The organism is Rhodococcus sp. IEGM 1408 (assembly GCF_033142235.1).
Taxonomy (GTDB): Bacteria; Actinomycetota; Actinomycetes; order Mycobacteriales; family Mycobacteriaceae; genus Dietzia.
On the sequence record NZ_JAWLRW010000005.1, the window covers coordinates 21,350 to 33,503 of the forward strand.

The window sequence follows — 12,154 nt, forward strand, 5'->3', positions numbered from 1 at the left end:
GCCGGCGACAACTTGAGGGGGGTGTCAGTTTCGCCGCCGACTGAGCATTAACTTAGCGCCCACCAAGCGACTCCACAACTGTCATCTTTTACCTAGCTTCACAAACGATATCGGTGGCGTGGCTCTCCGAGCGTCAGGCGGGCTTTCCGGCGCGAGCGTCCTTGGCGAGGTACGCCAGCGCGGCCACGACCTGCGCTCGAGTCGCGGTGAGCAGGGTCGGGTCCTCCTGCGGCGCGAACTGCGGGGAGTGATTGGCAGGGATCTCCTGCCCCACCGCTCCCCTGGCCAGCGCGTCGCGGTAGCGCTCCGGCTCCACCGAGCCCACGGTCCAGTAGGTGTACGGCACCCCGAACGCCAGGGGAATGAAGGAGAAGTCCTCCGAGGCCGTCACCGGAGTCGCCTGGTACACGCTCTCCGAGCCGAAGTACTCCTCGAACACCCGCGTGACCGTCTCCGTGACCGCCGGGTCGTTGCTGGTGAGCGGGTACTGGTCGTAGTACTGAAACTCCGGCTCCGCCGGGGCGCCGGACGCCGCGCACTCGCCTCGCACGATCCGCTCGATTGACGCGAGCACCCTCCCGCGCACCGCGGGATCGTAGGCCCGGATGTTGAGCAGCAGCTCGGCGCGGTCCGGGATGATGTTGGCCTTGGCCCCCGCGGTGATCGCCCCCACCGTCACCACGGCGAACTGCCCCGGCTCGATCTCGCGCGCCACGATTGTCTGCAGCCTCAGCACGATCGATGACGCCAGCACCACCGGGTCCACCGAGGTGTGCGGCATGGAACCGTGCGCTCCGCGGCCGTGAACTGTGATGCGCAGCGAATCCCCCGCCGACAGCACCGGGCCGGACACCGTGCCGATCGTCCCCGCCGCGGTGGCCATGACGTGCTGCGAGAGCGCCACGTCGGGCCGCGGGACCAGGTCCACCAGGCCGTCGGCGACCATCGCGCGCGCCCCTGCCGCCGTCTCCTCGCCCGGCTGGAACACCGCGATGTACGTACCGCTCCACGCCTCGCGGTGCTCGGCCAGCACCCGCACGGCACCGAGCAACGCCGCGGCGTGCGCATCGTGGCCACAGGCGTGCATCACGCCCGGAACGGCGGAGGCGTACTCCAGGCCGGTGTCCTCGGTGACCGGCAGTGCGTCGGTGTCCGCGCGGGCCAGGACCACAGGGCCCTCGCCGTTCTGGATCACCGCCACCACGCCGGTGCCGGCGACGCGGAGCGGGCTCAGGCCCAGCGCCACGAGTTCCTGCTCGATCCGGTCGGCCGTGCCCACCTCGTTCATGCTCAGCTCCGGGTACCGGTGGAAGTGCCGGTACAGCCCCCGCAACCACACGAGATGACCTTCCACGCGGTCAGCGAGCCCCGCCGCGGGCCCCTGACCGGCCATCACGCCGACTTCTTTGCCGCTGCTTTCTTTGCCGGGGTCTTTTTAGCCGGGGTCTTCTTGGCCGCACTCGACTTCGTGGCCGCGGCCTTCTTGGCGGGCTCCTTCTTTGCTGGGGCCTTTCTCGCCGTGCTCTTCTTGGCCGGCTTCTTCTGGGAGTCGGAGTCCTCCTCGTCGTCGTCGGAACTGGCATCAGCCTTGCCGCCGCGGTCCTCCACACTCGCGCGCAGCGCGGCCAGCAGATCGGCCACCTCGTCGTCACCGTCGTCACTGGACGTCTCTCGCTCCGGGGCGGTGAACGCCTCGCCGCCGGCGGCCTTGGCCTCGATGAGCTCCTTGAGCTGGGTCTGGTAGTCGTCCTCGTACTTGTCGGGCTCGAAATCCGAGGCCATGGTCTCGATCAGCGACGCCGCCATCTTGACCTCCTGCGGCCGGACCTTGGCCTCCGTGTCCAACCCCTCCAGGATCGCCGGGCGGATCTCATCCGGCCACAGCAGCGTCTGCAACATCAGGACGTCGTCGTACACCCGCAGCGCGCACAGCCGGGTGCGGTTACGCAGCGTGAACTTGCAGATGGCCAGGCGGTCCGTGGACTGCAGCGCCTCCCGCATCAGGACGTACGCGCGGTTGGAGCGGGACGCGGGCTCCAGGAAGTAGGCGCTGTCAAAGGCCACCGGGTCCACCTGATCGGCCGGGACGAACTCCGTCACCTCGATCTCGTGGCTCTGCTCCACCGGCAGGGACGAGAGGTCGTCCTTGGTGAGGATGACCGTCTCGCCGTCCTCGGACTCGTAGGCCTTGGCGATGTCGGAGAACTCCACCTCCTCGCCGTTGTCCTCCCGCACCTTCTTGTACTTGATGCGCACGCCGTCTTCCCTGTGCACCTGGTGCGCGTGCAGATCGTGGTCCTCCGTCGCCGAATACACCTTGACCGGCACGTTCACCAGGCCAAAGGAGACCTCGCCCTTCCAGATGGATCGCATGGAAAGAGTATGCGTCACCAAGGGACGCGGCGCCTCCGTAGTGGGGCTTGTCGGGCGCGTGGGCGCGCGTCGCTTCCTGGAGCGGTTGACCGGCGTGTGAGGGCGAACGCATGGCCGACGGCACCTGGAATGCTGTTTCCATGCCCGCCGACGTCGGTCCCCTTCTGCTGCTTGTCGCGGCGGCGTCCGTGGTCCTGGGCACGGTCCTGCAGCGGGTCAGCGGGATGGGGGTCGGGCTCGTGGTGGCACCGACCCTCGCACTGCTCCTCGGGCCCGTCGCCGGAGTGCTGCTGACCAACCTCACGACCACCGTCTCGGCCGCGCTCATCGCCCTCACGCTCTGGCGCGACATCGACTGGCGTCGGTATCGCCGCCTCGCGCCGCTGATCGTGGTGGGGTCCGTGCCCGGTGCGCTCCTGGTCGGCGCTGCCGATCGCAGCTGGCTCGAAGTGGTGATCGGCGCAGTTCTGCTGGGGACGCTCGTCTTTACGGCTCTCGTGCAGGTGCCGCGGGTGGGCGGTCGGTGGCCGGCTGCGGTGGCCGGCACGGCCGGAGGGTTCCTCAACACCGCGGTGGGTGTGGCCGCGCCCGCGATGCTGGTCTACGCGCAGGCGACGGGGTGGCGCCAGCGGTCCTTTGCCGCAACCCTGCAACCGATCTTCTGCACCATGGGTGCGACCTCCGTGATCACCAAGGTCGGCCTGGGGGCCGCGCCCTTGTCTGGACTGCCGCCGCTGTGGATGATCGGGCTCGTCGTGGCGATGGTGCCAGTCGGCATCTTCCTCGGTGGGCGTGTTGCGCGGCGAGTTCCTGCGGAGGTGGGTCGCCGGGTCGCCGTGGTGGTGGTGACCGCCGGAGCTCTCATGCTGCTCGGGCGGGGGCTCGGGGGCGTGGCCGGGGTGTTCTAGGCGGTTGGCGCCCAGGGGGCTAAAGCGGCCGGTCACTGGGGGCACGTGTCGTACCCTCCGCGCATCTATAGCCTTGGCGTGTGTCTCAACCACCCAGGTCAGCGCGCGTGTGGCTGATCTCGTCGGTGGCGACAGCCGTCGCGGCCGGCGGAATCGCAGCTGCGTGGGTGTTCATCGGCAGGGTGGGGTTCTCCTTTGCCCTCGTGACTCACTTCATCCTGATGGCGTGGGCGTCGTTGATCCTCGGCCCGCAGGTACGGATCGCGGATCACGGCTGGCTCCGGGTCAAGCACTGGGAGACGCGGGTTTACCCGGCACTGGGAGTCCGGCTGTTCGCCAAGCTGCTAGACATCAGCAGATGGAACCGAGTCGTAGCCAGCGAACGCGGGTTCGACGGCACCCGGGCGGGCCTGGGAGAGCTCGATCAGCACACGCGGCGCTCCGAAGTCGGCCACAGTATCTGTCTTGTCGTGAGTGCGGCCTTGTCCGTCGGCGTGCTATCAACCGGGGCGTGGCACAGCGCCGCTTGGCTGGTGGCCCTCGGGGTGCTCTTCCACCTCTACCCCGCGCTACTCCAACGGTTGTTGCGGGCCCGCCTCCAAGCGATCGCGGCAAGGAGCTCGAGGAAGAGGTCGTAACCCCACGCTGCGAAGCCAGCCGTAGCTCGTTCTGGGGCGGCTGAAGGCGTTGTCGTGGTCATATAGCCGCGGTGACCACCGCCGACGTGTCACCGGCAACGCCCAGCTCCGATCGGCCGACGACCCGCGTTGGGCGTGGCCGCGGTTACCCTGCGAAGGAGCAGTCACTCGTCAACGATCAAGCAGAACGGCTCCTTTCTGCCGGTTCTGCGGGAAAGAGAAACTATGAGCGTCTCAGCTGGCCCCGTCCGCGCCGTCGGAGTGACGACCTACGGAGGCCCAGACGCGCTGCAGGTCGTTGAGGTCCCTGCCGAGGAACTCGGGCCGACCGACGTTCGTGTGCGGGTCACGGCCGCAACCATCAACCCCACCGACACCTACACGCGCAACGGTTCTCGTTCCAAGACCGGAACTCCGCGCGGAGCTGCGGATATCCCGGGCATGGACATCGCCGGGACACTCGTGGAGATCGGCGAGGACGCAGCGACCTCCCTGTCGGTCGGCGACCGGGTGATGGGGATCGTGATACCCCGCGACGAGCACGGTGCGTATCGCGAGGACATTGTCTTGCCTGCGCAGTCGATCGCCGCCGCACCCCGCGATACCAGCGACGTTGCCGCGTCGACGCTCCCGATGAACGGCCTCACGGCTCGGCGCGCTCTGGACCTTCTTGATCTCGAGCCCGGACAGACTCTTGCGGTCACCGGGGCGGCGGGATCGACCGGTGGATACGTAGTGCAGCTGGCCAAGCATGCCGGCCTGGCAGTTGTGGCCGATGCGTCCGAGGCTGACGAAGCCCTTGTCCGGTCGCTCGGCGCCGACAGAATAGTCAGGCGAGGAGACGGCGTTGCCGACCGCATTCTCGAGCTCTACCCCGACGGGGTCGACGGCCTCTTCGACGGAGCCGTGCAGGACGCCGCCGTACTCCCCGCAGTCAAGACCGGCGGCGGGGTCGCGACGGTGCGGTGGTACCAAGGCGACGGCACTCGCGACTTGAGCGTCCATGCCGTGAGCGTGGGCGATATGGCCGAGGAGCAGGGCAAGCTGGACGAGTTGCGGCAGTTGGCGGAAGACGGCGTGGTCACCCTCCGCGTTTCGGACAGCTATTCGCCCGAGGACGCGGGGCGAGCCCACGAGCGGCTCGAAGCCGGCGGCACGCGCGGACGGCTGGTCATCGACTTCACGCGGTGATGCACGGGCTGGGCGCCTGATCAGACTCTTGCTATGACCTATCGGGGCGTTGATCGCACCTGGGCACTGCGTCATTCGCGGACCGCTTGCAGCACGCTAATCCGCGCCATTGCACCGTGCTAAGTTTCTCTCCATGTCTTTTCCTGCGCCCCAGCGTAAGAGCCTGCCTGCCAGCACTGCGTACGTGCTCATCGGTGCACTCATCGTCGTCATCGCCCTTCTCGCCGTCATCGTTGCTCTCCTGCTCAACGCCGGTTCCAGCTCGAGCAGCGCAGCTTCCGGCGGCAACGACAGTGCCGAACCGGGCTCGGGGCCGGAGTACAAAGGGAAGCGCCCGTCTGACATTGGTGCAAACTTCAGCGACACCATTTCATTCAACGGAGTTCAGATGTCAGCCTCGCCAGTCGAGTTCAATCTCGCCAAGAACTCGTACTCGTCAGATGCCTATTGCACGACTGTCACCATTGCGAACAGCTCGGATGCTCCGTTCGAGGTTGGCGCGTTCGACTTCGCCATGCACTCCCGTATGGGCCAGAGCAAGACTCCCAACGAGCTGAACGACGTCGACCGCCTCGAGGATCAGGTGATTCCTGTTGGCGGGAGCACTTTGGGCTCGTTGTGTTACGCGGTCCCGTTCAATGACGGTCAAGACGACCCGGACTTCTCGTACCAGGGCGTAGGCCTCGGAGGAACCCGTCTCGGCTGGACTTCAGGGCGCTAGGGGCGCGCAAGTCATACGCCGAGCCGGTCGCCGGTGTCCGACTCGAGTGACAAAGTGGACCCATGGCGAGCAAGGGCAAAGACGAGTCGATCGAGGTCGACGGGCACAAGATCCGGTTCACCCACCCGGAGAAGGTCCTCTACGAGGCCACCGGCACCACCAAAGCCGACGTGCTGGAGTACTACACGGCCGTCGCGCCGCTGCTGCTGACCTACGCCGGGGAGCGCCCCGTGACGCGAAAGCGCTGGCCCGACGGGACCGAGTCCAAGTCCTTCTTCGAGAAGAACCTCCCCGCGCACACGCCCGACTGGGTGACGAGCGTGGAGATCGAGCACTCCTCGCGCACCGTCCGCTACCCGGTGCTCGACTCCCCCGCCACCCTGGCGTGGTTCACCCAGCAGGCCGCGCTCGAGCTGCACGTGCCGCAGTGGACCCTCTCGGACGGCGAGCCGGGGCGCACGCGGCGGATCGTCATTGACCTAGACCCCGGCGAGGACGTGGAGCTGGACACCACCGCCCAGGTGGCCCTGCGCGTGCGGGATCTGCTCGCCGAGGCCGGCCTCGACGCCTTCCCCGTGACCAGCGGCTCCAAGGGCATCCACCTGTACGCCCGCCTGGACAAGGCCGTCTCCGCCACCGGCGCCTCCGCGGTGGCCAAGCAGATCGCCCAGTCCCTGGAGAAGCAGACCCCCGACCTGGTCACCGCCACCATGACGCGCTCCATCCGCTCGGGGAAGGTCTTTGTGGACTGGAGCCAGAACAGCGGCTTCAAGACCACCGTGGCGCCGTACTCGCTGCGCGGGCGCGCCGAACCGTGGGTCGCCGCCCCGCGGTCGTGGGAGGAACTCGGCGACGGTGGACTCAAACATCTGCACTGGAACGAAGTACTGAAGCGACTCGACTCCGACGGCGACCTGCTCGACGGGCTGGAGGGCCCCGCCAAGAAGGGCGGCGCAGCTAAGGGCTCGGCGGCTAAGGGTTCAGGGCGGTCGGGCGCATCCCGAGCCAGGAAGACGGCGAGCAAGAAGAGCAGCTCGTCGTCGTCGTCCGATGACGATGACTCCGAGCGCGGCGATTCCCACCGCGGTGAATCCGACAACGCTGATACGGACAGTGCTGACACCGACGGCGCCGCGACTTCTGAGGGCTGCGACGCTGGCCCCACCAGCAACGACGCCGTGGTGACCAGCCTCGAGGAGTACCGCCGCAAGCGCGACCGCCGTCGCACCCCCGAGCCCTTTGACGGCGAGGTCGACTCCGAGCGCGACCCCGACGAGGGCCCGATCTTCGTGATCCAGGAGCACCACGCCAGCCGACTGCACTTTGACCTGCGGCTCGAGCACCACGGCGTGCTGGCGTCGTGGGCGGTGCCCAAGAACCTGCCGACCGAGCCCAAGGACCGGCGGCTGGCCGTCCACACCGAGGACCATCCGCTGGGCTACGAGACGTTCGAGGGCACCATTCCCAAGGGCGAATACGGCGCCGGCCACATGACCATCTGGGATCGCGGCACGTATGAGTGCGAGAAGTGGCGCGACGACGAGATCATCGTGTGGCTTAGCGGCGACAAGGTGTCCGGCCGGTACGTGCTGATCCGCACGAGCGCCGAGAAGAACCAGTGGATCGTGCAGTACATGAAGGACCAGTCGCCGGACTCCTTCTATGGCGGGCACGCCAACCCGAAATCGTCCTACCCCACGGACGCTGATCGGCAACCCGACGCCGGGAAGCAGCCCGAAGGTGAGCGGGGGCCCGATGCAGGTCAGCGGCCCGCCGCTCCCCCGCTGCCGATGATCCCAACGGCCGGCGCGGTGACGGCCCTGCCCGGCGAGAAGTGGGCGTTCGAGGGAAAGTGGGACGGCTACCGCGTGACCGTGGCGACCGACGGCGAGCACACCCGGCTGGTGAGCCGCAACGGCAACTCGCTGGACTTTCTGGCCGACGGCTTCCCGGGGCTCGCGAAGGCGCTCAAGGTGCCGTCGGTCATCGACGGCGAGCTGGTGGTCCTGGGCCCCGACGGCGTGCCGAACTTCGCGGCGCTGGCCAAGCAGGCCGCGGCGGGCGGCACGGACTCCTCGATCGGTCCGGTGCACCTGTTCGTCTTTGACGTCCTGGAGGTCGACGGCGTGGACCTGCAAACTCAGCCGTGGGAGCGTCGGCGGGAGGTGCTGGACGCGCTATCCGCCAGGTTGTCGCAGGTCGAGCGGGTGCAGGTGCCCGAGGTGCTCGACGGCCCCGGTGACCGCGCACTGGCCGAGGCCACGGAGTTCGGCTGGGAGGGCATCGTGGCCAAGCGCCGCGATTCGCGCTACGAGTCGGGACGACGCTCCAAGTCCTGGCTCAAGGAGAAGCTGCTCACGACCACCGAGGCCGTGGTCGGGGGCTGGCGGCCGGGCAAGGGCGGCCGGTCCGGGTCGCTGGGCTCGCTGCTGCTCGGACTGCCCGCCGAGACGGGCCTGACCTACATCGGGCGGGTGGGCACGGGGTTCACCGACAGGCAGGGACGCGCGATCCTCGACGAACTCGAGCCCCTGCGCCGCAAGACCAGCCCTTTTGTGGAGCAACTGCCCGCCGACGCCCGCCGCGACGCGATCTGGGTGCTGCCCAAGCTCGTGGTGGAGGTCCGCCACCAGGGGTTCTCCGACGATGGCGTGCTGCGGCAATCGTCGTGGCGGGACATCCGCCGGGACAAGCTGCCGGGGGATCTCTGACGGGGCCCAGACTGTTGTGGGTCGGGGCCGGGGCCGAGGACAGGTCGGCACGGGCGCCAGGACCGGGGCGGGCCTGCCGCGTCAGATCTCGATTCTGGGGGCCGGAACAGCTCTGGTCACGGGCGGGAGCCCGAGCACGCCGCCCACAGTCGAAGTGAGCCGCAGTCCTGCCTCTCGCGGCGCAGTGCGATCGGGGTCTCCTCGCCGCGCGCTATTGATGCGCACAGGTTTGCACACGGGTAGCGTTGGTGTGCAACCAAGGAGCGAACGATGGCAGATACTCGCAAGGCCAACCCTCCTACCAGGCGGACGACACCACGGCGACGGAAGAACGACGCCAGCGAAGGCGTCACGATCGACCAGGCGCTCAAGGACGACATGCAACTGAACCTCGTCACCCCCTCGGGGCAGCCAGTCCTCGCCTCCAGCGGGAGGCAGCTGGAGGTTCCGGCTCGCATCGTGGAGCAGAACCTTGGTTCGAGGAAGCCCGAGTCCACGCCCCAGGATCAGGCAGCAGCGGTCATGGCCACACTGCTCAGCGATCTGGGCTTGTCCTTAGAGGATGCGACTAGCCTGGCTGACCACGTCCGGGCACACATGAAGCGGTCCACCTCATCGAGGACCGCCCCAGTCAGCCAATCCGACCTGGATTACCTGCGCGATCACGCCGGTCTGAGCGATCCGTCGACCCTCGACGACTGGCGGCCAGAAGCCGAGGACAAGCTACGGGCAGAGATCGCCGTAGCCAACGCCGCCCAGTTCATACTGGACACACTTAGCCGGGACGAGGCCGCCCACCTTCTGAACAGGGATAGGACCGTGGTTTCTCGGCGGGTGAGCAACGGCCAACTCCTGGCAGTCCAACGCGATGGCCGGCCGCGCTTCCCGTCGTGGCAGTTCTACAAGGGCGAGGCCTTGCCGGGCATGTCCGAGATCATCGGGGCACTGACGTCTGCGGAGATGGACACCGTGTCACTGGGCAACTTCATGACTCTTCCCAACGACGAGCTCGATGGACTGTCGCCCGTTGACTACCTCGTGGGCGGCGGCGACCCCGAGGTGATCGCGGCCCTCCTCGACGCAGTGGCACGTAGTTGAGCCGCCGAGCAAAGGCCCCGAGGTCACCTCGCCGCCCACTGGAATGGGATGCGTCGGACCTGGTGCCGGTCCGCCCCGGGAAAGCGCTGTGGCGGATCCACAGGACCAGCGGGCGGCACCCCAGCGCCTGGAACACCTACCGCGCATACGGGCCCCTCGGAGCCATGCGATGGGACCCGCACCCCGAACCCGTCACCAGCCACCCCGACTGCACAGTCCTCTACACCGCCTACGACCTCGAAACCTGCATCGGCGAGGTGTTCCAGGATCGCGAACGGATCAATACCGTGGCAGCGAGCCCCTTCGCGACCTCCTGGTCACCGACTCGGACACTCCAGCTGCTCGATCTCACCCAGGGCTGGCCACTCCGCATGGGCGCATCGCACGCGCTGCTGTCCGCCCCCAAACCAACCTGCCGAAACTGGGGACACGCCATCTGGGAGACCGCCCAACTCAAAGAGGAGGAGCTCGACGGGCTGCAAGTCCGGTCGACCCTCACGGGCCAGGACATGGCCGTGCTGTTCGCCGCCAGCCAAGACGCCCTGCCGGCAGCGCCCACTTTCACCTCCCCGCTCAACGGGCCGGTGGTGTTCACCGTCGCGAGCGAGTTCGCTTTTCGCAACGGGTGGACGCTGGCCTGACCCGCGAGGCGTGAATTCCTCGCTACTGCAGCCGCCACCGCCGACGCCAAGGTGGACGGCCTCGACGGCCTCGACGGCCTCGACATGAGACGACACCTGGCCCCGCCACGGCGGGCCGAGTTGTGGCGTGATGAAGATCACAGTTTGGCCGAGCGTCCAGGTTGGCCGCACCGCTCCGGAAGGACTTCACCTACTGGGACAGCGCCATCGCCAATCTGCAGGTGATCGACGCGCTCGGGATCCCCAAGGCCTTCGCGCTCGGCACCTCCCAGGGCGGGTGGATCGCCACGCGGATGGCGCTGCTCGACCCCGGTGCCATCGAGGGCATCGTCATCTGCGGCACCTCCGTGGGTTACGAGAGCCGGGCCAGCGTGGACCGCGGGTGCTGGAGCGGCTCCGAGTTCTGCAGCTCCGCCATCGACGCGTTGGCCTCCCCCATCGGCGAGGACTGGGTGGTCGACGACGACTTTGCGGTCGCCGTCCTGGGCGCCGGCCTCGGGGACAACGTCCCGGAGACCGAGACGGACTTCCGGATCCGGACCTACCGCGCCAACTACGTCGGCGATGAGGGCCGCCGGCGCCTGCGCACCAGTTCCATCAATCTGCGCGACCGCGACGGCCTGGAGGCGCGGCTGACTGAGGTGACCTGCCCGGTGCTGTGGCTGCAGGGCACGGCCGATCAGGTGTACTCCGTGGCCAACGCCGAGGACGGCATCGCGAGATTCACCGGCTCCCTGTCCGCGGAGCTGCAGATCATCGAGGGCGGCCAGCACTTCCTCACGGCGTCAGACCCCGAGGTCGTCGACACCGCCACCCTCGGCTTTATGGAGCGGTGGGCGTAGGACTCGCAACTCCCTGAATCGCCGCCGCCGACCCGGAAACTCCGGGTCGGCGGCGTTGTTCGACGTTTGCGGGGCCTCGTCGTCGTCGTCAACTTCCCCAGATCGCCGAACCTGATGCCCTGTCCAGTTTTTCCAGACACCTGTCAGTTTCCGCAGTTCACGGTGTCATCGAACTTGAGAAAGGCGTCAGGTTCCCAGGTGAGAGGGCTAATGATACAAATTCGTCAGAATGTGACGTTGGGAACAGATTGGGGATTTCATTAGGTTACCGGCGAGTAGCTAAGTGATAATAAATGAGTCGCATCAACAAGTTCCGTTGACGCAGTTCCCTCTCCCTCACCTGAAAGGCTCTCCGATAAGCTCCGTGTCCCAGACCCCCCAGCCCGCCGCCAAGAAGATGAACCGTCGCAAGAAGACCCGCGCCATCATGGCCTCCGGTCTGGTGCTGGGCGTCGGCGCCGCAGTGACCCTGGCCGCCTGGTCGGACACCGCGTGGGGCGTCAGCCAGTTCGGCACCGGCGACAGCGCGTTCAACATCCAGGCCAGCTTTGACGGCGGCACCAAGTGGGACGAGTTCATGACCGCCGAGACGGCCGGCACCATGCAGTTCGGCCCCAAGGCGACCGGCATGATGCCCGGCGAGTCGGTCTACGCCACGGTCGGCCTCAAGGAGCAGCACAACAAGATGGACGCCAACGTCACGCTGACCAAGGTCAACGCGGACTCCAAGGCGCTCGGCAAGTGGATCACCGTCGGCGTCAGCGCCCCGCTCGCCACCAAGCCCACCACCTGCGTCGGCGTCGCCCCCGTCAAGACGGTCAAGCTCGACGCCGTCAACCAGCTGATGAACTCGTTCACGCTCGCCGGTGGCGCCACCCAGTGGTTCTGCTTCAGCGCCACGCTCGATGCCAAGACCCCGACGGAGACCCCGCCCACCACGACCGACTCCATCCAGTGGAAGTTCGACGCCGCCAGCGTCGAGAAGGTCTGACCCCGCAGCAGAAGCTCAATCCGCGGCGGTGGTGGGTCTG

The 12,154-nt window shown here is 67.6% G+C and carries 10 protein-coding genes and 1 pseudogene; 9 read left to right on the forward strand and 2 right to left on the reverse strand.

From position 1 onward, the window contains the following. Nucleotides 1–133: 133 nt before the first annotated feature. Both R4P08_RS09380 and R4P08_RS09385 read right to left on the reverse strand, forming a co-directional pair. Nucleotides 134–1,393 carry an amidohydrolase gene (locus R4P08_RS09380; protein WP_317813806.1) on the reverse strand — a complete coding sequence of 420 codons (1,260 nt, stop codon included), beginning with the start codon at nt 1,391–1,393 and terminating at the stop codon, nt 134–136. After that, nucleotides 1,393–2,373 carry a Ku protein gene (locus tag R4P08_RS09385; protein WP_317813547.1) on the reverse strand — a complete coding sequence of 327 codons (981 nt, stop codon included), beginning with the start codon at nt 2,371–2,373 and terminating at the stop codon, nt 1,393–1,395. The genes R4P08_RS09380 and R4P08_RS09385 overlap by 1 nt, the downstream gene beginning before the upstream one ends. A 110-nt stretch (nt 2,374–2,483) precedes the next feature. On the opposite strand from R4P08_RS09385, the gene R4P08_RS09390 reads away from it, so the two are divergent. The 9 genes and pseudogenes from R4P08_RS09390 to R4P08_RS09430 all read left to right on the forward strand — a co-directional run bounded on the left by R4P08_RS09390 (nt 2,484) and on the right by R4P08_RS09430 (nt 12,114). Continuing rightward, complete coding sequence (locus R4P08_RS09390) at nt 2,484–3,281, forward strand: sulfite exporter TauE/SafE family protein (protein WP_317813548.1); 798 nt, start codon at nt 2,484–2,486, stop codon at nt 3,279–3,281. Nucleotides 3,282–3,388: 107 nt separating this feature from the next. Continuing rightward, entirely contained in the window at nt 3,389–3,919 is a 531-nt protein-coding gene (locus R4P08_RS09395) for a hypothetical protein (RefSeq protein WP_317813550.1), read from the forward strand. A gap of 261 nt (nt 3,920–4,180) precedes the next feature. Beyond that, nucleotides 4,181–5,110, forward strand: coding sequence for an NADP-dependent oxidoreductase (locus R4P08_RS09400; RefSeq protein WP_317813551.1), 930 nt, complete (start codon nt 4,181–4,183; stop codon nt 5,108–5,110). A gap of 133 nt (nt 5,111–5,243) precedes the next feature. Continuing rightward, a complete protein-coding gene (locus R4P08_RS09405) occupies nt 5,244–5,831 on the forward strand; it encodes a hypothetical protein (protein WP_317813552.1) in 588 nt (195 codons plus the stop codon). A 62-nt stretch (nt 5,832–5,893) separates the two neighbouring features. Continuing rightward, nucleotides 5,894–8,542, forward strand: coding sequence for an ATP-dependent DNA ligase (locus tag R4P08_RS09410; RefSeq protein ID WP_317813553.1), 2,649 nt, complete (start codon nt 5,894–5,896; stop codon nt 8,540–8,542). A 270-nt stretch (nt 8,543–8,812) separates the two neighbouring features. Further along, nucleotides 8,813–9,640: a hypothetical protein gene (locus tag R4P08_RS09415; RefSeq protein WP_317813554.1), complete on the forward strand. Its 828-nt coding sequence runs from the start codon at nt 8,813–8,815 to the stop codon at nt 9,638–9,640. Nucleotides 9,641–9,702: 62 nt separating this feature from the next. Then, complete coding sequence (locus R4P08_RS09420; protein ID WP_317813555.1) at nt 9,703–10,281, forward strand: RES family NAD+ phosphorylase; 579 nt, start codon at nt 9,703–9,705, stop codon at nt 10,279–10,281. Nucleotides 10,282–10,436: 155 nt separating this feature from the next. Beyond that, nucleotides 10,437–11,123 (forward strand): annotated as a pseudogene (locus tag R4P08_RS09425) (alpha/beta fold hydrolase); the annotation flags it as partial. 364 nt (nt 11,124–11,487) lie between these two features. Beyond that, nucleotides 11,488–12,114 carry a SipW-dependent-type signal peptide-containing protein gene (locus tag R4P08_RS09430; protein WP_317813556.1) on the forward strand — a complete coding sequence of 209 codons (627 nt, stop codon included), beginning with the start codon at nt 11,488–11,490 and terminating at the stop codon, nt 12,112–12,114. The last annotated feature ends 40 nt before the right edge of the window (nt 12,115–12,154 follow it).

What these genes read in the sequence shown, in the direction of transcription:
- R4P08_RS09380 (WP_317813806.1), bottom strand. Translation starts at nt 1,393, where the DNA reads ATGGCCGGTCAGGGGCCCGCGGCGGGGCTCGCTGACCGCGTGGAAGGT.
- R4P08_RS09385 (WP_317813547.1), bottom strand. Translation starts at nt 2,373, where the DNA reads ATGCGATCCATCTGGAAGGGCGAGGTCTCCTTTGGCCTGGTGAACGTG.
- R4P08_RS09390 (WP_317813548.1), top strand. Translation starts at nt 2,484, where the DNA reads ATGGCCGACGGCACCTGGAATGCTGTTTCCATGCCCGCCGACGTCGGT.
- R4P08_RS09405 (WP_317813552.1), top strand. Translation starts at nt 5,244, where the DNA reads ATGTCTTTTCCTGCGCCCCAGCGTAAGAGCCTGCCTGCCAGCACTGCG.
- R4P08_RS09410 (WP_317813553.1), top strand. Translation starts at nt 5,894, where the DNA reads ATGGCGAGCAAGGGCAAAGACGAGTCGATCGAGGTCGACGGGCACAAG.
- R4P08_RS09415 (WP_317813554.1), top strand. Translation starts at nt 8,813, where the DNA reads ATGGCAGATACTCGCAAGGCCAACCCTCCTACCAGGCGGACGACACCA.